This is a genomic window from Lichenibacterium dinghuense (assembly GCF_021730615.1).
Classification (GTDB): domain Bacteria; phylum Pseudomonadota; class Alphaproteobacteria; order Rhizobiales; family Beijerinckiaceae; genus Lichenihabitans; species Lichenihabitans dinghuensis.
Genome location: NZ_JAJLMN010000001.1, coordinates 611,046 through 635,397 on the forward strand (window position 1 = coordinate 611,046; position 24,352 = coordinate 635,397).

The 24,352-nt window shown below is 72.9% G+C and carries 20 protein-coding genes; 11 read left to right on the plus strand and 9 right to left on the minus strand.

Annotated elements, in window-relative coordinates:
• Positions 1-35 precede the first annotated feature (35 nt).
• From ahcY to L7N97_RS02925, 3 genes are all read left to right on the plus strand, one after another.
• Positions 36-1,448, plus strand: coding sequence for an adenosylhomocysteinase (gene ahcY, locus L7N97_RS02915; protein WP_237476874.1), 1,413 nt, complete (start codon positions 36-38; stop codon positions 1,446-1,448).
• A gap of 352 nt (positions 1,449-1,800) precedes the next feature.
• A complete protein-coding gene (locus L7N97_RS02920; RefSeq protein ID WP_237476875.1) occupies positions 1,801-4,290 on the plus strand; it encodes a sensor histidine kinase in 2,490 nt (829 codons plus the stop codon).
• Positions 4,291-4,510: 220 nt separating this feature from the next.
• Entirely contained in the window at positions 4,511-5,251 is a 741-nt protein-coding gene (locus L7N97_RS02925; protein ID WP_237476876.1) for a restriction endonuclease, read from the plus strand.
• A 3-nt stretch (positions 5,252-5,254) separates the two neighbouring features.
• Here L7N97_RS02925 and L7N97_RS02930 read toward each other — a convergent pair whose 3' ends face one another.
• The 3 genes from L7N97_RS02930 to L7N97_RS02940 form a co-directional block, all read right to left on the minus strand.
• Positions 5,255-5,503: a hypothetical protein gene (locus L7N97_RS02930; protein WP_237476877.1), complete on the minus strand. Its 249-nt coding sequence runs from the start codon at positions 5,501-5,503 to the stop codon at positions 5,255-5,257.
• A gap of 225 nt (positions 5,504-5,728) precedes the next feature.
• Positions 5,729-5,992 carry a 30S ribosomal protein S21 gene (gene rpsU, locus L7N97_RS02935; RefSeq protein WP_237476878.1) on the minus strand — a complete coding sequence of 88 codons (264 nt, stop codon included), beginning with the start codon at positions 5,990-5,992 and terminating at the stop codon, positions 5,729-5,731.
• A 47-nt stretch (positions 5,993-6,039) separates the two neighbouring features.
• The gene (locus L7N97_RS02940) at positions 6,040-6,252 is read right to left on the minus strand and encodes a cold-shock protein (protein ID WP_237476879.1); all 213 of its coding nucleotides are present in this window, start codon (positions 6,250-6,252) and stop codon (positions 6,040-6,042) included.
• Between the two features lie 338 nt (positions 6,253-6,590).
• Here L7N97_RS02940 and tsaE point away from each other — a divergent pair, with 338 nt between their 5' ends.
• The 4 genes from tsaE (at position 6,591) to addA (ending at position 15,994) form a co-directional block, all read left to right on the plus strand.
• Positions 6,591-8,156, plus strand: a complete 1,566-nt coding sequence (gene tsaE / locus L7N97_RS02945) for a tRNA (adenosine(37)-N6)-threonylcarbamoyltransferase complex ATPase subunit type 1 TsaE (RefSeq protein ID WP_237476880.1) — start codon at positions 6,591-6,593, stop codon at positions 8,154-8,156.
• Positions 8,157-8,158: 2 nt separating this feature from the next.
• Positions 8,159-8,893 (plus strand): nucleotidyltransferase family protein, encoded by a 735-nt coding sequence (locus tag L7N97_RS02950; RefSeq protein WP_309242750.1) that lies wholly within the window; start codon positions 8,159-8,161, stop codon positions 8,891-8,893.
• Between the two features lie 204 nt (positions 8,894-9,097).
• Entirely contained in the window at positions 9,098-12,268 is a 3,171-nt protein-coding gene (addB, locus tag L7N97_RS02955) for a double-strand break repair protein AddB (protein WP_237476881.1), read from the plus strand.
• 225 nt (positions 12,269-12,493) lie between these two features.
• Entirely contained in the window at positions 12,494-15,994 is a 3,501-nt protein-coding gene (gene addA, locus L7N97_RS02960; RefSeq protein ID WP_428980955.1) for a double-strand break repair helicase AddA, read from the plus strand.
• Between the two features lie 209 nt (positions 15,995-16,203).
• On the opposite strand, the gene L7N97_RS02965 is transcribed toward addA, so the two are convergent.
• A complete protein-coding gene (locus L7N97_RS02965) occupies positions 16,204-16,572 on the minus strand; it encodes an endonuclease domain-containing protein (protein ID WP_237476883.1) in 369 nt (122 codons plus the stop codon).
• A gap of 215 nt (positions 16,573-16,787) precedes the next feature.
• Here L7N97_RS02965 and L7N97_RS02970 point away from each other — a divergent pair, with 215 nt between their 5' ends.
• On the plus strand, positions 16,788-17,624 hold the full coding sequence (locus L7N97_RS02970) for a transporter substrate-binding domain-containing protein (protein ID WP_237476884.1): 837 nt from the start codon (positions 16,788-16,790) through the stop codon (positions 17,622-17,624).
• A gap of 54 nt (positions 17,625-17,678) precedes the next feature.
• On the opposite strand, the gene L7N97_RS02975 is transcribed toward L7N97_RS02970, so the two are convergent.
• Complete coding sequence (locus L7N97_RS02975) at positions 17,679-19,103, minus strand: M20 family metallopeptidase (RefSeq protein WP_237476885.1); 1,425 nt, start codon at positions 19,101-19,103, stop codon at positions 17,679-17,681.
• Positions 19,104-19,207: 104 nt separating this feature from the next.
• Here L7N97_RS02975 and L7N97_RS02980 point away from each other — a divergent pair, with 104 nt between their 5' ends.
• On the plus strand, positions 19,208-20,080 hold the full coding sequence (locus tag L7N97_RS02980; RefSeq protein ID WP_237476886.1) for an NAD(P)-dependent oxidoreductase: 873 nt from the start codon (positions 19,208-19,210) through the stop codon (positions 20,078-20,080).
• 9 nt (positions 20,081-20,089) lie between these two features.
• Here L7N97_RS02980 and L7N97_RS02985 read toward each other — a convergent pair whose 3' ends face one another.
• The 3 genes from L7N97_RS02985 to L7N97_RS02995 form a co-directional block, all read right to left on the minus strand.
• Positions 20,090-20,587, minus strand: coding sequence for a hypothetical protein (locus L7N97_RS02985; protein ID WP_237476887.1), 498 nt, complete (start codon positions 20,585-20,587; stop codon positions 20,090-20,092).
• A 136-nt stretch (positions 20,588-20,723) separates the two neighbouring features.
• The gene (locus L7N97_RS02990) at positions 20,724-21,098 is read right to left on the minus strand and encodes a response regulator (RefSeq protein WP_237476888.1); all 375 of its coding nucleotides are present in this window, start codon (positions 21,096-21,098) and stop codon (positions 20,724-20,726) included.
• 100 nt (positions 21,099-21,198) lie between these two features.
• Entirely contained in the window at positions 21,199-21,888 is a 690-nt protein-coding gene (locus L7N97_RS02995; RefSeq protein ID WP_237476889.1) for an SOS response-associated peptidase, read from the minus strand.
• Positions 21,889-22,004: 116 nt separating this feature from the next.
• Between L7N97_RS02995 and L7N97_RS03000 the strand changes: the two genes are divergently transcribed.
• A complete protein-coding gene (locus tag L7N97_RS03000; RefSeq protein WP_237476890.1) occupies positions 22,005-22,604 on the plus strand; it encodes a Uma2 family endonuclease in 600 nt (199 codons plus the stop codon).
• Positions 22,605-22,688: 84 nt separating this feature from the next.
• A complete protein-coding gene (oxlT, locus tag L7N97_RS03005) occupies positions 22,689-23,942 on the plus strand; it encodes an oxalate/formate MFS antiporter (RefSeq protein WP_428981043.1) in 1,254 nt (417 codons plus the stop codon).
• Between the two features lie 39 nt (positions 23,943-23,981).
• Here the strand turns inward: oxlT and L7N97_RS03010 are convergent, their stop codons facing one another.
• Positions 23,982-24,185 (minus strand): hypothetical protein, encoded by a 204-nt coding sequence (locus L7N97_RS03010; protein ID WP_237476891.1) that lies wholly within the window; start codon positions 24,183-24,185, stop codon positions 23,982-23,984.
• Between the last annotated feature and the right edge of the window lie 167 nt (positions 24,186-24,352).

Sequence of the window (24,352 nt, forward strand, 5' to 3'; positions counted from 1 at the left end):
ACATCCCGCCCGACGCCATCAGCACGGGCCCTCCCATGACGCACGACGCCTTCACCGCCGACTCCGCCATCGCCGACATCGCCCTCGCGGGCTGGGGCCGGAAGGAGATCGCCATCGCCGAGACCGAGATGCCCGGCCTGATGGCCGTGCGCGCCGAATACGGCGCCGCGCAGCCCCTGAAGGGCGCGCGCATCGCCGGCTCGCTGCACATGACGATCCAGACGGCCGTGCTGATCGAGACCCTGAAGGCGCTCGGGGCCGACGTGCGCTGGGCGTCCTGCAACATCTACTCGACGCAGGACCACGCCGCCGCCGCCATCGCGGCGACCGGCACGCCCGTCTTCGCCATCAAGGGCGAGAGCCTGACGGACTACTGGGACTACACCCACCGCATCTTCGACTGGGCCGACGGCGGCACGCCGAACATGATCCTGGACGACGGCGGCGACGCCACGCTGCTGATCCACCTCGGCATCCGCGCCGAGAAGGGCGACACCGCCTTCCTCGACACGGCCGGCAATGAGGAGGAGGAAGTCCTCTACGCCGCGATCAAGAAGAAGCTCGCCTCCGACCACGGCTGGTACGGCCGCAACGGCGCCGCCATCAAGGGCGTGACCGAGGAGACCACCACGGGCGTTCATCGCCTGTACAACATGGCCAAGGAGGGGAAGCTCCTGTTCCCGGCCATCAACGTCAACGATTCGGTCACCAAGTCGAAGTTCGACAACCTGTACGGCTGCCGCGAGTCGCTGGTCGACGGCATCCGCCGCGGCACCGACGTGATGATGGCCGGCAAGGTCGCCATGATCGCGGGCTTCGGCGACGTCGGCAAGGGCTCGGCGGCCTCGCTCCGCAACGCCGGCTGCCGCGTGATGGTGTCCGAGGTCGACCCGATCTGCGCCCTGCAGGCCGCCATGGAGGGCTACGAGGTCACCACCATGGAGGACGCGGCGCCCCGCGCCGACATCTTCGTGACCGCCACCGGCAACGTCGACGTCATCACGCTGGACCACATGCGGGCCATGAAGGACCGCGCCATCGTGTGCAACATCGGCCACTTCGACTCGGAGATCCAGGTCGCCGGCCTCAAGAACCTCAAGTGGCACAACGTCAAGCCGCAGGTCGACGAGGTCGAGTTCCCCGACCAGAAGCGCATCATCCTCCTGTCGGAGGGTCGCCTCGTGAACCTCGGCAACGCGACCGGCCACCCGTCCTTCGTGATGTCGGCCTCCTTCACCAATCAGACGCTCGCCCAGATCGAGCTCTGGACCAAGCCGGGCCAGTACGAGAACAAGGTCTACGTGCTGCCGAAGAGCCTCGACGAGAAGGTCGCGGCGCTGCACCTCGACAAGATCGGCGTGAAGCTGACGGTGCTCACCGGCGAGCAGGCCACCTACCTCGGCCTCGACCAGAAGGGCCCCTACAAGCCCGACCACTACCGCTACTGAGCGCCGGCCGGCGACCTCGCCGGCCATCTCCAGCGCGTCGACGAAGGGGCCGGGCGACACGTCGCCCGGCCCCTTCGCGTTCGGGATGCAACCGGGCGCGTGGTGCCGAGGACACAGCCCGCGGGGGACGGACCCGAACATGATTAACGCCTTCCTGATCGCGCCCGGCAGAGATTAAGGTGGACCGATTCGGGGCGCCCTTGGCGGAAGCGTCCCGGATGCGCGTCGTCGGCCCCCATGCGGGGCCGCGGGCGCGGGGACGCGAGGGGGCACGGGGATGAAGTGGCGGCAGCGCCTGAAAAGGGCTGAGTCTGCGGACGGACGGCGTCGTCGAGGCGGATGCCGAACCGGGGTGGACCAGCCGCATGAGGGTGCGGGCCGGATCGCGCGGGGCCTGCTGCTGGCCGGCACGGCCGTGGGGTGCCTCGTCGCGCCCGCCGCCCTGGCGGCGCCGGACCTGCCGCTCCTGTCGCTGGACAATCTGGCCGACCGCGGCGAGACCGCCGGCGTGTCGCTCTTCGTCGGGCTGACGATCTTCTCCGCCGTGACGGCGCTGCTGCACCTCGCCGGGCGCCGCCGCTGGCTCGCCACCGAGCGCCTGCTCGGCACCGAGGTGGCCGACCTGCGCGCGCGGCTCGACCGCGCCCAGATGTTCCTGTCGTCCGAGCAGCAGATCGTCGTGGCCTGGGGCTCGTCGGGCGACGATCCCGACATCGAGGGCGACCTGTCGCTGCTGTCGGACGTGATGGTGCCGCGCCGCATCCTGGGCTTCGGGACGTGGCTGCCCGCCGCCTCGGCCCAGGCCGTGGAACACGCCGTGGAGCGGCTGCGCTCCCGCGGCGAGGGCTTCCGCATGGCGCTCGTCACCTCGGCGGGGCGCCACGTCGAGGCCGAGGGCCGGGCCATCGGCGGCCGCGCCATCCTGCGCCTGCGCGACGTGTCGGGCGACCGGCTGGAGCTGTCGCGGCTGCGCGACCACCACGCCGCCGTGGCGGGCGAGAACGACCTGTGGCGCGCGCTTCACGACGCCCTGCCGGACCCCGCCTGGATGCGCGACGCCGCCGGGCGGATCGCCTGGGTCAACGCCGCCTACGCCCGCGCCGTGGAGGCGCGCGACGGCACCGAGGCCGTGGCCCGCGCCGTGGAACTGCTGGACGCGCCGGCGCGCGGCGCCGCGGCGACGTCCCGCGCGTCCGGGCAGCCCTACGTCGGGCGCGTCGGCGCGGTCGTGGCGGGCGGCCGCCACATGCTCGACGTGGTGGAGGTCCCCGGCCCCGTCGGCGCCGCCGGCGTCGCCGCCGACCTCGCCGAGATCGACGCCCTGCGCGACGACCTCGCCAAGCAGCTCGACAGCCAGGCCCGCACGCTCGACCAGCTGTCGACCGCGGTGGCGATCTTCGACCGCGCCAAGCGCCTCGTCTTCCACAACACCGCCTATGCGGCGCTGTGGGGCCTCGACGCGGCCTTCCTCGACAGCCGGCCCAGCGACGGCGAGATCCTCGACCGGCTGCGCGCGGAGCGACGCCTGCCCGAGCAGGCCGACTACCGCGCCTGGAAGGCCGGCCTCATGGCGAGCTACCAGGCGGTCGAGACGTCGGAGGCCATCTGGTATCTGCCGGACGGCCGCACGCTGCGCGTCGTGACGAACCCCAACCTCAAGGGCGGCGTCATCTACCTCTTCGACAACGTGACCGAGCGCTACCACCTCGAGTCGCGCTTCAACGCCATGATCCGCACCCAGGGCGAGACGCTGGACACGCTGAAGGAGGCCGTGGCGGTGTTCGGCACCGACGGCCGCCTGAAGCTGTTCAACCCCGCCTTCGCGGACATGTGGCGCCTCGACGCCGGCAAGCTCGCCGACCAGCCCCACATCGACGCCATCGCGGCCCATTGCGTGCCCCAGAGCGTCGACATCGCGGTGTGGTCGGAGGTGCGCTCCTCCGTGGCGGGGCTGCACGACGCCCGCTCGGGCTTCGAGCGCCGGCTGTCGCGGCGCGACGGCTCGGTAGTGGACTGCGCCGCCGCCCCCCTGCCCGACGGCGCGTCCCTGCTCACCTTCATCGACGTGACGGCGGGCGTGAACGTCGAGCGCATGCTCACGGAGCGCAACGAGGCGCTGCTCGCGGCGGAGCGGCTGCGCAACGACTTCGTCCACCACGTCAGCTACGAGCTGCGCTCGCCGCTCACCAACATCATCGGCTTCATCCAGCTCCTCGGCGACGGCGCGGTCGGCTCGCTCAACCCCAAGCAGCAGGAATACGCCGGCTACATCACCAAGTCCTCGGCGGCGCTGCTCGCCATCATCAACGACATCCTGGACCTCGCCACGATCGACATGGACGCGATGGAGTTGGACCTCGGCGCCGTCGACATCGTGCAGACCATGGAGGAGGCCGCCGAGGGTGTGCAGGACCGGCTGGCCGAGAACGACATCCGCCTGAGCATCGTGGCGCTGGACGGGATCGGCAGCTTCACGGCCGACGGCAAGCGCCTGCGGCAGATCCTGTTCAACCTCCTGTCCAACGCGATCGGCTTCTCGACCCCGGGCCAGACCGTGACGCTGGCGGCGCTGCGCCGCGACGGCCACGTGGTGTTCAAGGTGTCGGACCAGGGGCGCGGCATCCCGCTCGACGTGGTGGAGCGGGTCTTCGACCGGTTCCGTTCCGACTCGACCGGATCCCGGCATCGCGGCGTCGGCCTCGGCCTGTCGATCGTCAAATCGCTGGTGGAGTTGCACCACGGACAGGTGCTGATCGACTCGGCGCCCGGCGAAGGCACGGCGGTGACCTGCATCTTCCCGGCGACGCGCGCCGTCGGGGGGGCGATCACGGCCGCTGAGTGATACGGCATCCGGCCGAACAGGCCGGGGTGCGGTATCACCAGCCCGCGCGGCGCATGAGCGAAGCCGAAATCCGCATCCCGAAGGGATCGAACGGATTTCGTATGAGGAGCTGAGCGCCGCGCCCGAGGCCCATCGGGCTCAACGGCGCGGGGCCCCACCCTTTCTACACGATCGCCGCCCTATGCTGCCGGCCGAGCGACGGTCGGGGTGGACGGGCGACATGGCGTGGGGATGGGCGGAGGTGGCGGGCGCCGGCGGGGCCCTGGTCGCGGCCGGCGTGTCGGGCCGGACGTGGCTGGTGCTCCGGCGGCGGTCGCGGCTGCTCGCGGTGGCGCGCGACGTCACGCGCCGCTACGCGCGCCTGCTCACGGTCAAGCGCAAGCAGCTCGTCGTCCACGACGGCTACGGCAACTACGAGCTCCGGCCCTGGATCGACCACGTCGACTATTTCATCGCGCACGTGGTGCTGCGGGAGGCCCGGGAGCGCGGCATCGACACGGGCGCGGTCACGCGGGGCACGCGGGTCTGGTCCGGCATCACGCGCGCGCTGCTGGCGGCGCTCCAGGACCAGGACGACGCCGCGGCCGCTCTGGAAGACGCCGACATCATCTCCGGCGAACACTACGAGACCTATTGCCGGAACCTCCTGCAGGCGCAGGGGTGGCAGGTGGACGCGACGCCGGTGACGGGCGACCAGGGCGCCGACCTCATCGCGGACGCGGACGGCTGCCGCGTCATCGTGCAGTGCAAGTTCTATTCGAAGCCGGTCGGCAACAAGGCCGTCCAGGAGGCCCACGCAGCCCTCGGCTTCCACGCCGGGGACCACGCCGTCGTGGTGTCCAACGCCAGCTTCACGCGCTCGGCGAAGCAGCTCGCCGACGCCAACGGCGTGCTGCTGCTGCATCACCACCAGTTGGCCGACCTCGCGCGCCTCCTGATCCGGACCGGCGCACGGGCCTGACGGTCACGCCTTGACGGCGACCTTGCGCTTCTTCTTGGACGCGGCCTTCTCCAGCGCCGCGGCCGCGGCGGCTTCGGCCTCCTGAGCCTCCTTGGCCATGCGAAGCTCCCGCAGCACCACGGTCCTGTCCCGCACGGCGGCGCAGGACGCCTCGTATTGTGCCCAGACCGCGGCATTCTCCTGCGTGGTCTTCTGCAGCTTCTCGAACCGCGCTTCGGCCCGCAGGCGCGCGGCTTCGGAATTATCGGCCATCCGTCCAGTCCTCATCGGGCCTTGGCCCAGGTCGACACCGTCGAACAAGCACGCCCGCGACGCGGGAACGATCCTGGCTGCTCAACAGTTCACCAACGCCTTGACCGGGCGTAAGTTGCCGAAATTCCTCGATGTTTGCCCTCAAACGCGAAAAAGCGCGGCTCGCGCCGCGCTTTTCGGATCAGGTTCGGAGGCGGCGGCCCTGCGATGCGGGCCGCGGCCGGATCAGGACGCGCTCGGCGCCACGGGGCGCGGCGGCATCACCGGCTTGCGCTTCGGCGCCGGCAGCAGCCCCTCGCGCTGGGCCTGCTTGCGGGCCAGCTTGCGGACGCGGCGGATCGCCTCGGCCCGCTCGCGGGCGCGCTTCTCGGAGGGCTTCTCGTATTCCGCCCGGCGCTTCATCTCACGGAACACGCCTTCGCGCTGCAGCTTGCGCTTCAGCGCCTTGAGGGCCTGCTCGATGTTGTTGTCGCGAACCAGAATCTGCAACGATTTGTCCTCTTCTCACGCCCGGCGGAACGCCTGAGCTCGGATGATCACTCGACGGCCTGGAGCTTGTCGGCGGAAACCTTGCCCGACCGCCGATCGGTGGTCAGCTCGTAATCGAGCTTCTGACCTTCGCGGAGGTCGCTGAAGCCGGCACGCTCGACGGCGCTGATGTGCACGAACACGTCCTTGGTGCCGTCGTCGGGCTGGATGAAGCCGTAACCCTTCTGGGCGTTGAACCATTTCACGGTGCCGGTGCTCATGACCGAACCCTTTCGTTCCTAGCTGCGGTACGGCGCCTGTGGATCGGCTCCGCAACCAATCGGTCGGGGGGAGGTCTTAAGCGTGCGTCCGAAAAATCGGCGCGCGGGGGCAAAGTCGTCGGCCTTCGATCAGTGTCGCGCACATAAGGATGACGCTCGGCCGCTGTCAACCGCCCGCCCCCGCCCGGCGGCGCATTTCGCGCGGCGGTCCCCTCGCGCGCGGTGCGGCGGACCGGCGCGGTTTACCCGCCGTTCACCATGATTGTCGAGGATGGACGCCTTATGTAGGGACGGGCCGCGCCGGTGACGCGGGTCCGGGCGGTTCGGAGTTCCACGGTTTGGTCCAGCAAGCGGCATCGCAGGCGGTTTGGTCGGTGCTCCTGCCGACGCCGGACGACACCGTGCGGTTCGCGGCCCGCATCGCGGATTTCCTGCGCGCCGGCGACCTCGTCACCTTGTCGGGCGACCTCGGGGTCGGCAAGACGGCCTTCGCGCGCGCCCTGATCCGCCACCTCGCGGGCGATCGCGAGCTGGAGGTGCCGAGCCCCACCTTCACGCTGATGCAGCTCTACGACACCCCGGCCTTCCCGGTGGTCCACGCGGACCTGTACCGCATCCGCTCCGCCACCGAGCTCGCCGAGCTCGGCTGGGACGAGGCGTCCGACGGCGCGCTGCTGCTGGTCGAATGGGCCGAGCGCATCGGCGACGCCCTGCCGGCCGACCGGCTCGACGTCGCTCTGTCGATCGACGCCGACGATCCCGAGACGGCCCGCGGCGCCGTGGTCACGGGCTTCGGCTATTTCTCGGCCCGCATCGCCCAGACGCAGGCCGTGGAAGCGCTGCTGGAGAAGGCCGGCTTCGCGCAGGCCCAGCGCGCCTACCTGACCGGCGACGCCTCGACCCGCGCCTACGAGCGGCTCACGGCCGCGGACGGCCGCACCGCCCTCTTCATGACCTCGCCGCCCCGGGCCGACGCGCCGGTGCTGCGCTTCGGCAAGCCCTACCACGAGATCGCGCGCCTCGCCGGCGACATCCGGCCGTTCCTGGCCGTGGACGCGGCGCTGCGCCAGCAGGGCGTGTCGGCGCCGGAGGTCTACGCGGCCGACGCCGAGCACGGCATCGCCATCATCGAGGACCTCGGCTCCGAGCCCTTCGTCGAGGAAAGCGGGCCGATCGCCGAGCGCTACCTCGAAGCCGTGGCGCTGCTGGCGCGGCTCCACGCCACCGCCCTGCCGGCCGCCGTGCCGCAGGGCGACGGCCTCTACTCCATCCCGCCCTACGACCTCGACGCGCTGCTGGTGGAAGCGGAGCTCGTGGTCGACTGGTACGCGCCCAACGTGGCCAGGATCGCGATCCCCGCCTCCGGGCGCAACGCCTTCACGGCCATCTGCACGCGGCTCTTCGGCGAGGTGGTGGGCCGCGACGCGACCTGGACGCTGCGCGACTTCCATTCCCCCAACCTCATCTGGCTGGAAGGCCGCGAGGGCCTGGCCCGCGTCGGCGTGATCGACTTCCAGGACTGCGTGCTGGGCCACCCGGCCTACGACGTCGCGGCCCTGCTGCAGGACGCGCGCGTGACCGTGCCGGACGCCCTGGAGCTGAAGCTGCTCGGCGCCTACGCGCAGCTCCGCGCCAGCATGGATCCCGCCTTCGACATGGCCGGCTTCGTGCGCGCCTACGCGATCCTGGGCGCGCAGCGCGCCACCAAGATCCTCGGCATCTTCGCCCGGCTCGACAAGCGCGACGGCAAGCCCCAGTACCTCGCCATGCTGCCGCGCATCGAGGGCTACCTCACCAAGGGGCTGGCCCACCCGGCGCTGGCCGAGCTGCGCGGCTGGTACGAGACCTACATGCCCCGCGTGGTGGCGCCGCGCGCCTCCGCGGCCCAGCGCGAGAGCGCCTGACCGTGGCCGCCCCCCCAGCCGCCATGGTGTTCGCCGCCGGCCTCGGCACGCGCATGCGGCCCGTCACCGACGCGATCCCGAAGCCGCTGGTGCGGATCGCCGGGCGGACCATGCTGGACCACATGCTGGACCGGCTCGGCGAGGCCGGCGTCCGCCGCGCGGTGGTCAACGTGCACTACCGGGCCGACCAGATCGAGGAACGGCTCAAGGATCGCACGTCGCCGGCGGTCGTCGTGTCAGACGAGCGCGCCCGCCTGCTCGACCAGGCCGGCGGCATCCGCCGCGCCCTGCCCCACCTCGGCCCCGGCGCCTTCGCGATCTGCAACACCGACGCCGTGTGGATCGAGGGGGCGGAGCCCGCCCTGCCCCGGCTCTTCGCCGACTGGGACCCGGAGCGGATGGACGTGCTGCTGCTCGTGGCCGAGACGGCCGGCAGCGTCGGCGTCGACTGGCCCGGCGACTTCCACCGCGATCCGGACGGCCGCCTGTCGCGCCGCGCCGAGGGCGAAGTCTCGTCCTTCGTCTACGCCGGGGTGGGGATCATGAAGGCGGAGGCCTTCACGGACCTCGAAGACGGCGTGCCGGTGCGGCTCGCGCCCTATTTCTTCGACGCGGCCGCGAAGGGCCGCCTCTTCGGCACGCGCCTCGACGGCCGCTGGCTGCACGTCGGCACGCCGGCGGCGATCGCGGAAGCCGAGGCGGCCTGCGCCGAGGCCGGTGTCGAGGTGGTCGCGTGACGCTGCCCCTTCTCCCCTTGCGGGGGAAGGTGGCCGGGCGTAGCCCGGTCGGATGAGGAGGGGCGTGCGCCGCGCCCTCCGGCGTCGGCTCCATCGCCGAGCGGCGCTTCAGGCCCCCTCGTCCGTCGGGCCTCGCCTGACACCTTCTCCCGCGAGGGGAGGAGGGCGCGCGTCCGGCTCGGGCGAGCAAGCGGGATCGTCGTCATGAGCGATACGTCCATCGATCCCCCCGACGGCGCCCCCCGCGTCTTCACCATCCCGCCCGGCGCGCCCTTCCTGCAGACGCTGTCGGACGCGCTGCTCGACGGCACGCTCGTGCCGGGCTTCTCGCGCGACGTGGGCCCGCTCGGCCTCGCCGCCGCGACGGTCTACGTGCCCACCCGCCGCTCCGCCCGCGCGCTCGGCGCCGTGATGGCGTCGCGGCTCGGCGGCGCTTCCGCGCTGCTGCCCCGCATCGTGCCGCTCGGGGCGCTCGACGACACCGAGCTGCTCTTCGAGGAGCCCGCGCTCGGCGGGGAGTTCGGCGCCGGCCTCCCGGTCGCGCTCGGCGCGATCCACCGGCGCATGATCCTGACGCGCCTCATCCTCGCCTGGGGCCGGGCCGTGCGCCACGCCATCGTGGCGGTGGAGCCGGACGGGCGGCGCGCCACCAGGGCCGACGAGCCGCTGCTCGTCGCCACCTCGCCGGCCGACGCCTGGCACCTGTCGGGCGAGCTCGCCACCCTGATCGACGAGCTGGCCATCGAGAACGTGGAGTGGCACCGCGTCGAGCCGCTCGGCACCGACGACTTCGACCGCTACTGGCGCATCACGCTCGACTTCCTCGACGTCGCCATTACGCAGTATCCCGCCATCCTCCACGACCTCGACCGGGTCGACGCCGCCACGCACCAGATCGCGCTGATCGACGCCGAATGCGACCGCCTGCTCTCGGGCGAGCCGCAGGGTCCCGTCATCGTGGCGGGCTCGACCGGCACCAACAGCGCCACCGCCCGGCTGATCGCCGCCGTGTCGCTGCTGCCGCAGGGCGCCGTGGTGCTGCCGGGGCTCGACCAGGGCATCGACGAGGCGTCCTGGCGGCTGATCGGCGGGACCGGGCCGGGCGACGCCGAGACCGACCCCGTCGCCGGCCACCCGCAGGCGGCGCTGCGCGGCCTCGTCGCGGCCATCAACGTCGACCGCGCCGCGGTGCGGCCGCTGGGCGCCGTCCCGCCCGACCTCGCGGCCCGCGGCCGGCTCATCGGCGAAGCCCTGCGCCCCGCCGCCACGACCGAGCTGTGGCGGCGCGTCGCGGAGGACGCGTCGCTCGACGCCGGCGCGGCGATGGCCGGCGTGACGCTGATCGAGGCCGCCGACGAGAACGAGGAGGCGCGCGGCATCGCAGTCGCGCTGCGCGAGGTGCTGGAGGGGCCCGGCACGGCCGCGCTGGTGACGCCCGACCGCGAGCTCGCCCGCCGCGTGCGCGAGGAGCTGACGCGCTGGGGCATCGACATCGAGGAGTCGAGCGGCGAGCCGCTGGGCCAGACGGCGGCGGGCGCGCTGGCGCGGCTCGTCGTCGACTGCGCGCTGCGTGAGCTGGCGCCGGTCGAGGTGCTGGCGCTCCTGCACCACCCGGCCGTGAAGCTCGGCCGCGGGCGCGGCGAGGTGATCCGCTGCGCGCGCCACCTGGAGCTCGCGGTGCTGCGCGGCGTGCTGCCGCCCTCCGCGCTCGGCGACCCCGAGCGGTTGATGGCGCGCGCGCGCGAGCGCCGCGACGCGCCTCACGCCGGCCACGAGCTGCGCACCATCCCGGACGCGGAATTCGCGGCCCTCTCCGGCTTCCTGCGCGACCTCCTCGCCGCCCTGCACCCTTTGCGCATCCTGCCCCGCGAGGCGCCGCTGCCGGCCTGGCTCGCCGCCCACGAGGCGGTGCTGGCCGCCCTGACGCGGGACGCCGAGGGCGAGGTGTCGCTCGAAGGCGCCGACTATTCCGTGCTGGGCGAGCTCTTCGCCGAGCTCGATGGCGCGGCCGACCCCGCGATCAGGCTCGATTGCCCGGGCTACGCGGCGCTGTTCGACCGGCTCGCCGCCGAGGCACCGGTGCGCGGGCCGAACCGCAGCCACCCGCGGCTGAAGATCCTCGGCCTGCTCGAAGCGCGGCTGCTGTCCGCGGACCTGATGGTGCTCGGCGGCCTCGACGAGACGGTGTGGCCGCCCGCGGCGCGCCAGGACCCGTTCCTCAACCGGCCCATGCGGGCCGCGTTGGGCCTGAGCCCGCCCGAGCGGCGGCTCGGGCGCACCGCCCACGACTTCGAGATGGCGATGGGCCAGCCGAACGTGCTCCTCACGCGCGCGAAGAAGCGCGGGGGCTCGCCCACCGTGCCGTCGCGCTTCCTGCAGCGGCTCGGCGCCGTGGCGCCGGACGCGCTCGACGCCGCGCGCCGGCGCGGGGAGCGCTTCCTCGCCTTCGCGGGCGCGCTGGACCGGCCCGCGGCGGTGCGCTCGGTCGCGCGCCCCTCGCCCCGCCCCCCGGTGGCGCTGCGGCCCACGAGGCTCAGCGTCACCCGCATCGAGACGCTGCGCCGCGACCCCTACGCGATCTACGCCGAGAAGGTGCTGCGCCTGACCCCGCTGGAGCCGCTCGCGGCCGCCATGTCCTCGCGCGAATACGGCACGAGCTTCCACGGCGTGATCTCGGCCGTGACGCGGGCGCTGGAGGAGACCGGCCGCGTGCCCGACCTGGACGGCATGGAGGCGCTGATGCGCGAGGCCTTCGCCGAAGCGCTGCGCGATCCCTCGTTCCGCGCCTTCCAATGGCCGCGCATCCTCGGCTGGGCGCGGGCCTTCCTCGCCTGGGACGCCGAGCAGCGCCGCGAGCCGGCCCGCGTCTTCGTCGAGGAATCGGGCACCCTGCCGATCCCGCTCCACGACGGCTCGGTCTTCACCCTCACGGCCACGGCGGACCGCATCGAGGTGGACGCGGCGGGGCGCGCCACGATCGTCGACTTCAAGACCGGCGCCTCGCCCTCGATCCGCGAGGTCAAGGTCGGCTTCGCGCCGCAGCTCACGCTGGAGGCCGAGATGGTCAAGGCGGGCGCCTTCCCGGCGCTGCCCAAGGTCACGGGCGTGTCGGCGGCCGTCTACGTGAAGTTCGGCGCCGACGACGCCGCCAAGCGCATCGACCTCGACTGGAAGGGCGACCCGCCCTTCGCCGACGTGGTGGCGGAGCACCGCGAGGAGCTTGTGCGCCTGCTCAACAGCTTCCGCTCGGAGTCGACGGGCTACCTCGCGCGGCCCTTCCCGAAATACGCGTCGCGGTTCGGCACCTACGACCACCTGGCGCGGGTCAAGGAATGGTCGGCGACGGGCGGGGCGGGCGAGGGGGCGGAGCCGTGAGCGCGCCGTCGCGCCTCGTGCGAACCGGGGGGCTGCCCCCTTCTCCCCTTGCGGGAGAAGGTGCCTCTGCGGAGCAGAGGCGGATGAGGGGGCATGGCGCCGCGCTCGACGATGTTCCCGCCGGTCGGAGGAGACGGAGCTTTCCCCCTCATCCGACCGGCCTTCGGCCGGCCACCTTCTCCCGCGAGGGGAGAAGGGGACCACGTCCTGCGGGCTCGGAGGCCTATGCTCGTGGCTGAAGCTCCCGCCGTCCCGGCCGACACGATCGAACGCCAGCGCCGCGCCTCCCACCCCGGCACCTCCGCCTGGGTGTCGGCCAACGCGGGCTCGGGCAAGACGCACGTGCTGGCCCAGCGCGTGCTGCGGCTGCTGCTCGCGGGCGTGGCGCCGGCGCGCATCCTGTGCCTCACCTTCACCAAGGCGGCCGCGGCCAACATGTCGATCCGCGTGTTCCGCGACCTCGCGCGCTGGACGCGCCTCGACGACGACGACCTGCGCCGCGCCATCGCGGAGACCGGCGCGCCGGTGCCGTCCCTGGCCGGGGGCTCGGCGGCGCTCGACGACGCGCGGCGCCTGTTCGCCCGCACCGTGGAGACGCCCGGCGGCCTGAAGATCCAGACCATCCACGCCTTCTGCGAGCGCCTGCTCCACCTCTTCCCCTTCGAGAGCAACGTCCCCGCCCGCTTCGAGGTGCTGGACGACCTGCGCGCCGCCGAGCTGCTGCTGCGCGCCTGCGAGGCCGTGCTGGCCGAGGCGCTGCGCGCCCCGGCGTCGGGGCTCGGCCGCGGCCTCGCCGCCCTCACCGGGCAGGTCTCGACCTCGACCTTCGAGGCGCTGATCGACGAGGCCCTGCACCACCGCCACCTCGTGCGCGACGCCGTGCGGGACGCGCGCGACTTCGACGGGCTCCTGCGCGCGCTCCGCGCCTCGCTCGGGCTCGGGCCCGGCGACACGCCGGCGGCCGTCGAGGCCGAGATGGTCGAGGGCGGCATCCCGTGGTCGGACTGGGCCGAGACGGCGCGGCGCATCGGCGCCGACGGCGGCGGCCCCGGCAAGGCGGGCAACCGCCTGATGGCGGCCTTCGACGCGCCGGAGGGCGCGCAGGCCGAGCCCTACCTCGACGTGTTCCTCACGGCCAAGCGCGAGCCCCGCGCCGCGAGCTACCTGCCGCAGGCGCTGCGCAAGAAGGAGCCGGCGCTGTGTGAGTCCCTGGACGAGGAGGCGCGGCGCCTCGTGGGCCTCCTCGGCAAGCGCCGGGGCGCCGAGACGGCCGAGCGCACCGCCGCCCTGATGTCGGTCGCGGCCGCCATCCTCGACCGCTACGACGCGCTGAAGCGCGGTCGCGGGCTGCTCGACTTCGAGGACCTCGTCGAGCGCACCCGCAACCTCCTCGCGACGTCGAGCTCGGCCTGGGTGCTGTACAAGCTCGACCGCGGCATCGACCACATCCTGGTCGACGAGGCCCAGGACACCTCGCCCGAGCAGTGGGAGATCCTGCGCGCGGTGTCGGACGACTTCTTCTCCGGCGCGGGCCGGCCGGGTCCGATCCGCACCTTCTTCGCGGTGGGCGACGAGAAGCAATCGATCTACTCGTTCCAGGGCGCGCGCCCCGACATGTTCGACGAGATGCGCTCCTACTTCAAGGAACGCGCCGAGGACGCCGAGCAGCGCTTCGCCGGCGTCGACCTGATCCTGTCGTTCCGCTCGTCGGAGGCGGTGCTGCGCGCGGTGGACCGCGTCTTCGCCCACGGCACCAACGGCCAGGGGCTCACGCACGACCCCGCCGGGCCGCAGCGCCACCAGGCGCTCCGGCGCGCGCCGGGGCGCGTCGAGCTGTGGCGGCCCGTGACCGCGGTGGCCCAGCCCGAGCCGGGCGACTGGAAGCTGCCCGTCGACGTGGTCGAGCCCGGCGACCCGCCGGTCGTCGTGGCGCGGCGCATCGCGGAGGCGATCTGGCGCATGTGCCGGCCCGGCTCCGGCGAGACGGTGGCGGAGGGCGACGGGCGCCGCCCCGTGCGGCCGGGCGACGTGATGATCCTGGTCCGGTCGCGCAACAGCTTCTTCGAGGCGATGATCCGCGCCTGCAAGGAGCGCGGCGTGCCGGTGGCGGGCGCCGACCGGCTGGCGCTGACCCAGCACATCGCCGTGATGGACCTCATCGCGGCGGGGCGCGCGGCGCTGAGCCCGGCCGACGACTTCACCCTCGCCTGCGTGCTGAAGTCGCCGCTGGTGGGCCTCGACGACGACGACCTCATCGCGCTCGCGCCCAAGCGCCGCGGCACGCTCTTCGCGGCGCTCGGCGCCTCGGACGCGCCGCACCACCGCGAGGCCCACCGGCGGATCGCGGCCTGGCGCAACGACTCCGCCTTCCTCACGCCCTTCGCGTTCTACACGCGGGTGCTCGGCGCCGACGGCGGGCGCCGCAGCCTGCTCGGCCGGCTCGGCCCCGAGGCCGGCGACGCCATCGACGAGTTCCTGGGCCTGACGCTCGCGCACGAGCGCGACGGCGCGCCCTCGCTGATGGCCTTCCTGGCGCGGCTCGACGGCACCAACCTGTCGGTCAAGCGCGACATGGAGGCGGCCGGCGACGCCGTGCGGGTGATGACGGTGCACGCCGCCAAGGGGCTGGAAGCCAAGATCGTGTTCCTGCCCGACACCTGCGCGGTGCCGAGTGGGCGCCACGACCCGTCGCTGTTCGGCCTCGACGACCACCCCGGCGAGGCCGAGAGCGGCCTCATCGCCTGGTCGCCGCGCACCGACGCGGACCCGGCGCGCGTCGCGGAGGCCCGCAGGCTGTCGCGCCGGCGAGCCGTCGAGGAGCACAACCGCCTGCTCTACGTGGCCATGACCCGCGCCGAGGAGCGGCTGTACGTCGCCGGCTTCTGCGGCGAGAAGGGGCCGGCCGAGGGCTGCTGGTACGCCATGATCGAGGCGGCCGACCTGCCGATGGAGCCCGCGCCGGCGCCGTGGGATCTTTCGGACGAGGTGCTGCGCATGCAGGATCCCCCGCCGGAGGGGGGCGCCGCGGCGGGACGGGCCCCGCCCCCCGCCGCGGCGGAAGCGGTGGCCATCGAACTGCCCGGATGGCTGCTCCGCCCGCCGCGCGCGGAGGCCGAGCCGGATCTACCGCCCGTGCGCCCGTCCAACGCGCTCGGCGCCGCCGACCAGAACGGGCCGCCGGCCTGGCCCTACGTCGACCGCACCCGCAGCGGCGCCCGCAAGCAGGCCGCCGCGGCGGGGCGGCTGATGCACCGCCTGCTCCAGCACCTGCCGGACGTGCCGCCGGCGCGGCGCGCGGCCGCCGCGGCGCGCTTCCTCGCCGCGCAGGGCGCGATGCTCGACGAGGAGCACCGGGCGGCGCTGGCCTCGCAGGCCATGGCGCTGCTGGACGACCCCGCGCTGGCGGGGCTGTTCGGGCCCGAGTCGCGCGCCGAGGTGGCGGTGACGGCCAGCGTGGGGCTGCCGAGCGGCCGACGCATCGACGTGACGGGGCAGATCGACCGCATCGGCGTGACCGAGCGCGCCGTCCACATCGCCGACTTCAAGACCGGCGCGCCGGGCGCGGTGACGCCGCGGCAGGCGCTGCAGCTCGCGCTCTACCGCGCCGCCGTCGAGCCGCTCTACCCGGACCACCGCGTCCGCACGCACCTCGTCTGGACGGCGAGCGGCGAGGTTGTGGAGGTGTCGGCGGGCGAATGCGCGAACGCGCTGGAGACGATGGGGTAGCGGTGCGGCGCTGCGCGCCGCACCCCATCCGCCGCCGCTGCGCGGCGCCACCTTCCCCGGGCAGGGGAAGGAGTCCCAGCGTCGCGTGATCAGCTTTTCCGACGTCTTGCAGGATCTGTGAAGACCTCCGAGCGCCCCTCCTTCCCCTGCCAGGGGAAGGTGGCGCCGCGAAGCGGCGACGGATGGGGTCCTCGGGGCCGCACCGCGCCCTACCGAAGGTCCGATGATCGACGAGCCTTCAAGCCCTGCTCGGCCGCGGCAATGATCGTCTCGACGACTCCGTCGATGTTCGCGTCGATCTCATGATTCCAGAACCGCAGCACGCGCAATCCGGCCCGCGCCAACGCCGCGTCGCGAAGGACGTCATGGGCCTGCTGGCGGCCGATGCCGTGGTGCTCGCCGTCGACCTCGATCGCGAGCTTGGCCCGCAGGCAGGCGAAATCGAGGATGTAGCCGTTCATCGGCACCTGCCGCCTGATGTGGATCCCCTGCGGACGCAGGGTGCGGAGGCGCAGCCACAGCCGCGCTTCGTGGCGCGTCAGGTCCTTGCGCAACGCTCGGGCACGTTCGTCGGTCATGGCGGCTCCGCACGCGTGGCACCCCATCCGTCGCCGCTCCGCGGCGCCACCTTCCCCTGGCAGGGGAAGGAGGGACGGGACGCCGACAGCGATCGGACACGGACGGGGCAAAGCGTCTCCGAACACGCGATGCGGATCAAAGGAAATCCGGGGACGGTCCTTTGACACGCCGGAACACGCGTTGCATGCGCTTCGCCAGCATCCCGGAGACATCCATGCCCTTCGCCCGCCCCCTCCTCGCCGCCGCCCTCGTCCTCGGCCTGTCCGCCGGGCTCGCCGAGGCAAAGGATTGGACCCGCGTCCGGGTCGCGACGGAGGGCGGCTACCCGCCCTTCAACGCCCTCACCCCGGACGGCAAGGTGGTCGGCTACGAGCCGGACCTGCTCAAAAACGTCTGCGACAGGCTGAAGATCACCTGCGAGACGATCGTGCAGGACTGGGACGGGCTGATCCCCGGCCTCAAGGCCGGCAAGTTCGACGCCATCATGTCGGGCATGAGCATCACGCCGAAGCGCGAGGAGGCCATCGCGTTCACGGTGCCCTACAGCCAGGGTCCGACCACCTTCGCGGTCGTGGCCGACAGCCCGCTCGCCAAGATGCCGCTGACGGGCGTCGAGGTCGACCTCGCCGATCACGACGCCGCCCTGGCCAAGCTCGCGCCGTTGCGCGACGCGCTGAAGGGCAAGACCGTCGGCGTGCAGGTCGCCACCATCCAGGCCGACCTGATGGCGCAGTTCCTGCCCGGCGTCGAGACACGCAGCTACAAGACCAACGACGAGGTCGCGCTCGACCTCGACTCCGGCCGCATCGACGCCTGGATCGGCTCGCAGACGAACCTCACCGCCGCGGTCAAGGCCGCGAAGGGCGGGATCGTCTACGCCGGGCCGCTCTTCAAGAACGGGCTGCTCGGCAAGGGCTCCGGCATGGGCCTCCGCAAGGAGGACGCCGACCTCAAGGCCCTCCTCGACAAGGGTCTCGACGAGGCCATGGCGGACGGCACGGCCCAGAAGCTGTCCGTCCAGTGGTTCGGCTTCGACCTCGTGCCGCACTGACACCGAGGGCCAGCCTGCCGGCGGCGGTCGCTCGTCGCCGGCGGGCCGCGGACCTCAGATCCCCTTCGCCATGTCGAGCCGCGGCTCGACGCCCTCCGGGATCGGCGGCACGAAAGGCCCGTCGCCGACGCGAGCGCGGTGGTCGGCCTTGGCGCGGGCCACCGCGTCGGGGTCGCGCATCAGCGCCACGGCGGTCGCCGCCATGGCCTTCGCCACGTGCACCATGCCCTTGTGGGCTGCGGGCGACTTGCCCTGCGCGGTGAGCTGCCAGGAATGGCCCGGCGTGCCGATCGCGTAGGTGGTGCCCGCGGCCTGCACGGTCGGCACGGCCCAGCTCACGGAGCCGACGTCGGTCGAGCCGATGTCGTCCCTCGACCAGTCGTCGCGGTCGACCAGCCAGTCGCCGAGCGCGGCGCCCTCGCGCGGGCGCTGCCCGGCGCGCTTGAACGAGGCCGCGATGTCCTCCGGCCGCAGCGTCGCCTGGATGGCGGCCGCGAAGGCGCGGTCGGCGTCGTCGAAGACGGGCGGGCCGAGGTGGCGGAACTCGGCCGCCATCACCTCCTCCAGCGGCGCGTTGGCGATGAGGTTGGCGTCGCCCGAGAAGATCCGGTGCTCGACCTGCGTTTCCGTCATCAGGGCGGCGCCCGCGGCCACCTTCACGACGCGGTCGAACAGCGCGTAGAGCTCGGGCAGCTCGCGCGAGCGCACGAGGTAGCGCACCGTCGCCTTCGCCTGCACGACGTTCGGGGCGATGCCGCCGCCGTCGATCAGCGCGTAATGGACGCGCGCGCTCGACGGCATGTGCTCGCGCATGTAGTTGACGCCGACGTTCATCAGCTCGACGGCGTCGAGCGCCGAGCGGCCGAGGTGGGGCGCCGCGGCCGCGTGGGCGGAGCGGCCCGTGAAGGTGAAGTCCGCCTCCATGCAGGCCAGCGAGGCCGCGACCCGCACGCCCGTGAAGGCCGACGGATGCCAGCAGATGGCGGCGTCGACGTCCGCGAAGGCGCCGGCCCGCACCATGTAGGTCTTGCCCGAGCCGCCCTCCTCGGCCGGGCAGCCGTAGTAGCGCACGCGGCCCGGCAGCCCGGAGGCTTCGAGGAAGTCCTTCACGGCCGTCGCGGCGAGCAGCGAGGCCGAGCCCAGCAGGTTGTGGCCGCAGCCGTGGCCGACGCCGTCGCCCGGCAGCGGGCGGTGCTCGGCCACGCCGGCCTCCTGGCTGAGGCCCGGCAGGGCGTCGTATTCCCCCATGATGGCGATCACCGGCCCGCCCTCGCCCCACTCGCCCAGCATGGCGGTGGGGATGCCGGCGACGTCCTCCGTGACGCTGAAGCCCTGCGCGCGCAGCATGGCCGTGTGCTCGGCGGCGGAGCGGTGCTCGGAGAAGTTCAGCTCGGGCGTGTCGAAGACGCGGTCGGCCAGGGCGGCGAAGTCGCGCCCCTTGGCGTCCACCAGGCGCCAGATCTCCTCGGTGTTCTGCATGGCTGCCCCGTCCCTCCGCGGTGCGGGCATCCAACGCCCGCCGCCGCCGTTATGCACGCATGTTCGGGGCCGGGCGAGGCCCCCCAGCATCGGAGGCGACGGACATGAGGATCGGCTTCATCGGCCTCGGCAGCATGGGCAGCGCCATGGCGGCCAACCTCGTCAAGGCCGGGCACGAGGTGACGGTGTGGAACCGCTCGCCCGAGGCGGCGCGCGCGCTGGCGGGGGCCACGGCGGCGGCCTCGCCGGCCGACTGCTTCAAGGGCGAGGCCGTCTGCACCATGCTGGCCGACGACGCGGCGGTGCGGAGCGTGATCCTCGACTCCGGCGCGCTCGACGCCGCGGCGCCGGGGCTCGTCCACGTCATGATGGCGACGATCTCGATCCCGCTCGTCGAGGAACTGGCGGCGCGCCACGCCCGGGCCGGGATCGGCTACGTGGCGGCCCCCGTGTTCGGCCGGCCACCGGCCGCGGCCGCGGCGCAGCTCAACATCGTGGCGGCGGGCGATCCCGCGGCGCGGGCCAGGGTGCAGCCTGTCCTCGACGCGCTCGGCACGAAGACGTGGCCGCTCGGCGACGAGCCGACCCGCGCCAACGCCGCCAAGCTCGCCGGCAACATGATGATCGCCCAGGCCATCGAGGCCATGGCGGAGGCTACCGCGCTGACCGAAAGCTACGGCGTGACGGCGGCCGACTTCCTCGACATCGTCACCAACACGCTGTTCGCGAGCCCCTCCTACAAGAGCTACGGCGCCCACATCGCGAAGGGGTCGTACGAGCCGGCCGGCTTCAAGCTGCGGCTGGGGCTGAAGGACGTGCGGCTGGCGCTCGACGCCGCCGCGGCCAAGGGCGCCACGCTGCCGGCCGCCGCCGTGGTGCGCGACGCGCTGGTCGAGGGCGTCGAGGGCGGGCTCGGCGAGCACGACTGGTCGGCCCTGGCCGAGGTCGCCCACCGGCGGGCCGGGCTCAAGGGCTGAGCGGAGGGGCTACAGGCCCTTCCCGTCCGGCCGCGTCGGCGGCAGCCGGGAATACTGGATCGTGCAGCTCCCCTCGCCGAGGTCGGCGTAGACCACGAGGTTGTCGTTGTCCGCGTCGTCCCAGCGCAGCGTCCTCGCGCGCAGCGGGTCTGCGTCGTTCTCGGGGGCGCCGTGGTTGGCGACCAGCGCCTGCACGATCACCGGGCAGGCGATGCCCCCCACCGGATCGAGGGTCACGACCTGCAGCCTGTTCTCGGGGTCGAACAGGAACACGGCCGTGAACGGGATCGCGGCCCCCTGGTAGGGCGCGGTCAGCGCGGCCTTGAGGCCGTCGGCATCCAGCCTGCGGTCGGGGTTGGGCTGCGCCGCCGCGTTCGAGGCGGCCGTGACCTGATCCGGCGTCATCCCCCACCGGGTATATTGCCAATCGGCACGCGCGGGCACGACCGAACCCGCCAGCACCGAGGCGGCCAGCGCCGAGGCCGCCTTCCATCGCCGCACCGACATGCGCCCCTCCCGCCTCGACCGCGTTCCGCCATGGTAGATACGACGGCGGCGGTCCGCGGTTTCATCCCTGCGGCGTCGACGCCGCCGCGATCCGAGCCGACGCACCCCAGGGTCGCATGCGCCCCGCCGCGGCGGTTCAGTCCGCGGCGGGGTCGGGCCGCGGGCCCGCCGTCAGCGCCGCCAGCACCTCGGCGGCGACCCAGGGCTTCGACACGAAGCGGATGTTGTCGGGCAGGTCCTGCGTCGGGTGGACGTGGCCCGAGGTCAGCACGATGGTGATCGCGGGCCAGTTGACGGCCAAGTATTGCGCGAGGTCGAGCCCGTCGGTGTCGCCGGGCATCTGCACGTCGGAGAAGACCGCGCCGACCTCGTCGGACTGCTCGAGCACGTAGGACAGGGCGCTGTCCCCCGTCTCGAGCTGCACGACCTCGAGACCGGCGTCCTCCAGCATGGTCGCGGCGTCCATCCGGAGCACCGGGTCGTCCTCGACCACCAGAACACGCTTCGCCACGGACGCCCCCTCATTGTGCGGTGCATTAATCGGCCTCGGCGCATGCCGGTTCCGCCGCCGGGGGGCAGCGGCCGCGACGGCATCGCGCGTCCCGTGCCCGTCACAGCAGCGCGCCGGCCTCCGGCTCGAGGTCCACGGGCTCCACCAGCGCCGGGTCGTCGTCGGCGCCCGGCCGGTTGACCCGCTTCGACACGGGCCATTCCCGCAGGGCGGCCTCGGCGGCGGGGCGCAGCACCTCCGGCCCGGCCTCGACGGACAGCCAGCCCGCGACGTCGGCCGCGCCGAGCAGCACCGGCATGCGGTCGTGGTAGGGTGCCATCCAGCCGTTGGCGCCCGACACGATCACGGTGCAGGACAGGAGCTCGTCGCCCGAGGCCGGGTCGGTCCAGCGGTCCCACAGCCCCGCGAAGGCCAGCACGCCGCCGTCCGCGGCGGAGAAGAAGTGCGGCTGCTTGCCGCCCGCGGCGTCGGTCCACTCGAAGAAGCCGGAGGCCGGGACGATGCAGCGGCGGCGGCGGAAGGCGTCGCGGAACATCGGCTTTGACGCCACCGTCTCGGCGCGGGCGTTGAAGGTGGCGGGCACCTCCTTCAGGCCCTTCTTCCACCACGCCGGCACGAGGCCCCAGCGCATCGACGCGACCTCGCGCCCCTGCCCGCGGTCCACCACGGCGTCGACCTCCGTGGTCGGCGCGATGTTGTAGCGCGGGCGCAGGTTCCTGGCCGCCCCAGCGACCTCGAACAGGGCGTGGATCTCGTCCCAGGTGTAGCTCTGCGTGAACCGTCCGCACATGGATGCCGCGCCCCTCCGGTGACCGGGGTGCATATGGTGGCGCGGGGCGGACGCGCTATGCTGCGGTTCCAGCCGGGAGCGAAGCCATGTCCGATGCTGCCCTCCGCACGACATCCATGACGCTCGCGGAGTTCGACAGCTTCCTGTCGAACCGTCCGGAGCACGAGCACTGGGAACTGATCGGCGGTGCCGCGGAGATGATGACCAACCCGTTGCTGAACCACGGCCTGATCGTCGGAAACATCTTCGCTCCCCTCAAGACCCACCTCAGCGGCGGAGATTGCCGGGCCTTCGCAGGCGGCCTGCGCGTGCAGCGTTCAAACGATGCGGGCGAAAGCTTCGCGGCCATTCCGGACATCGTCGTGCAGTGTGGTCCCCGGCCGAACAGGGCTTACACGCTCAACGCCGTCGCGGTGGTCGAGGTGCTGTCACGCTCGACCATGCACCGCGATCGCGGCGCGAAGTTCGATTTCTACAGAAGCCTACCGACGCTGCATCACATCGTGTTCGCCTACCAGAGCCAGATGCGGGTCGAGCACTATCGCCGGACCAATCGGGGTTGGGTCCTGTCGGAGTCCACCCGCTCGACGGACCGCCTCACGCTCGACGCCATCGGCTTCGACATCGATCTCGGCACCGTCTACGACGACGTGTCGACCCTGCGAAGCGTGGCTGTGGTCGACGACGCCGACGACGAGGCTCCGCCCATCCCGTGACGCCATCGCGGCCGCCCCTCGCCCGCGAACGGCTGGCAGGCGCTTTGCATGCAAGTCCGCGGCATCATCGCAAGCGGATGGAACATCGTGAGCACGACGACGATCGGCGGCGCGGCCGCCAGAACCTCGGAGGGCCTGGCGCGCCGGGTCCAGCTCGGCCTCGGCCTCGTCTGCATGATGACGGTGTCGAGCCCGCAATACGTCTGGGCGCTGTTCACCAAGCCCATGGCGGCGGAACTCGGCGCGGGCGCCGCGGCCCTGCAGGTGACGATCACGGTGCTGATCGTGCTGCAGACCTTCTTCTCGCCGTTCCAGGGCTACCTCGTCCAGCGCTTCGGGCCGGCGCCGCTGATCGGCCTCGGCGCGTTGCTCACCGGCCTGAGCTGGGTCCTGGCCTCCTATGCGAGCTCGCTCGCGGCACTCTACCTCAGCTACGGCCTCGTCGGCGGCCTCGGCACCGGCATCGTCTACATCGGCGTGGTCGGCCTCGTGATGGGCTGGTTCCCCGAGCGGCGGGGCTTCGCCGCCGGCCTCGTCGCGGCGGGCTACGGCATGGGTGCGATCCTGACGACGTTCCCGATCGCCGACCGCCTCGCCGCCTCGGGCTACCGAGCGGCGCTGTTCGAGTTCGGCCTGATCTTCGCCGTCGTCGGCGTGCTGGCCGCCGCCGGCCTGCGCCGCCCGCCGGTGGCCGCGGTCGCCGAGGCGCCGTCGAGCGCGCGCGACACCGCGACCGGCGCCATGCTGCGCCATCCGGCGTTCTGGCTCATGTTCGCCATGATGGCACTGATGTCGACGACCGGCCTGATGGTGACGACGCAGATCGGCTTCTTCGCGGGCGACTTCGGCGTCACGGGCGCCACCGTGCTGGGCATGGCGGCCCTGCCGCTGGCGCTCACGGTCGACCGGTTCTGCAACGGGCTGACGCGGCCCTTCTTCGGCGCGCTGTCGGACCGGATCGGGCGCGAGAACACCATGTTCGTCGCCTTCCTGCTCGAAGCCATCGCCATGACGGCGTGGCTGCTGACGCGCGGCGACCCCGTGCTCTTCGTGCTGCTGTCCGGCGTCGTGTTCTTCGGCTGGGGCGAGATCTTCTCGCTGTTCCCGTCCACCCTGACCGACACCTTCGGCACGAGGAACGCCACGACCAACTACGGCTGCCTCTACATCGCGCAGGGCGTGGGCTCGGTGCTGGGCGGCCCGATGGCGTCGCTGCTGCACGACGGGACGGGATCGTGGAGCGTGGTCTTCGCCGCGGCGATCGGCGCGGACGTGCTGACCGCCGTGCTCGCCCTCGCGGCCCTGAAGCCGCTCCGCCGGCGCATGCTCGCGTCCTGACGGGCCGGCGCGGGCGCTGCGCCCGCACCGGCCGAAACCTCAGATCTTGTTGGCGGAAGCGTCGGCGCCTTCGGGCGCGGCCTCGGCCGAGCCGGCGTCGGCCCCGCCCGAGGCGGCTCCCTCGCCCTCGGCCGCGGCGGCGCTCTTCTTCTCGGCCTTCAGCTTGGCGCGCTCCTCGGCCTTGGCGGCCTTGGCCTTCTCCCGTTCGCGGCGTTCGAAATCGTAGTTCGGTTTACGGGCCATGCCGGCGGCTCCACCTTCGCTGTCAAATGGTCGCTTTTGCTGACATGGGCGCTTCGGCGAGGCAAGGCGTGATCGGTTGTGCAGCCCCTCCGCGGCGCCCTGCCCTGTTCGGCCGCGCGCCCCGCGCCTATTGTGGCGGGACGGAGCGGCGGTCCCGCGGGGTGGAG

Excerpts from the sequence above, each read along its gene's own strand:
- ahcY (WP_237476874.1), top strand. The coding sequence starts at position 36 with ATGACGCACGACGCCTTCACCGCCGACTCCGCCATCGCCGACATCGCC.
- L7N97_RS02925 (WP_237476876.1), top strand. The coding sequence starts at position 4,511 with ATGGCGTGGGGATGGGCGGAGGTGGCGGGCGCCGGCGGGGCCCTGGTC.
- L7N97_RS02930 (WP_237476877.1), bottom strand. The coding sequence starts at position 5,503 with ATGGCCGATAATTCCGAAGCCGCGCGCCTGCGGGCCGAAGCGCGGTTC.
- L7N97_RS02940 (WP_237476879.1), bottom strand. The coding sequence starts at position 6,252 with ATGAGCACCGGCACCGTGAAATGGTTCAACGCCCAGAAGGGTTACGGC.
- addB (WP_237476881.1), top strand. The coding sequence starts at position 9,098 with ATGAGCGATACGTCCATCGATCCCCCCGACGGCGCCCCCCGCGTCTTC.
- addA (WP_428980955.1), top strand. The coding sequence starts at position 12,494 with ATGCTCGTGGCTGAAGCTCCCGCCGTCCCGGCCGACACGATCGAACGC.
- L7N97_RS02965 (WP_237476883.1), bottom strand. The coding sequence starts at position 16,572 with ATGACCGACGAACGTGCCCGAGCGTTGCGCAAGGACCTGACGCGCCAC.
- L7N97_RS02970 (WP_237476884.1), top strand. The coding sequence starts at position 16,788 with ATGCCCTTCGCCCGCCCCCTCCTCGCCGCCGCCCTCGTCCTCGGCCTG.
- L7N97_RS02975 (WP_237476885.1), bottom strand. The coding sequence starts at position 19,103 with ATGCAGAACACCGAGGAGATCTGGCGCCTGGTGGACGCCAAGGGGCGC.
- L7N97_RS02980 (WP_237476886.1), top strand. The coding sequence starts at position 19,208 with ATGAGGATCGGCTTCATCGGCCTCGGCAGCATGGGCAGCGCCATGGCG.
- L7N97_RS02985 (WP_237476887.1), bottom strand. The coding sequence starts at position 20,587 with ATGTCGGTGCGGCGATGGAAGGCGGCCTCGGCGCTGGCCGCCTCGGTG.
- L7N97_RS02995 (WP_237476889.1), bottom strand. The coding sequence starts at position 21,888 with ATGTGCGGACGGTTCACGCAGAGCTACACCTGGGACGAGATCCACGCC.
- L7N97_RS03000 (WP_237476890.1), top strand. The coding sequence starts at position 22,005 with ATGACGCTCGCGGAGTTCGACAGCTTCCTGTCGAACCGTCCGGAGCAC.
- L7N97_RS03010 (WP_237476891.1), bottom strand. The coding sequence starts at position 24,185 with ATGGCCCGTAAACCGAACTACGATTTCGAACGCCGCGAACGGGAGAAG.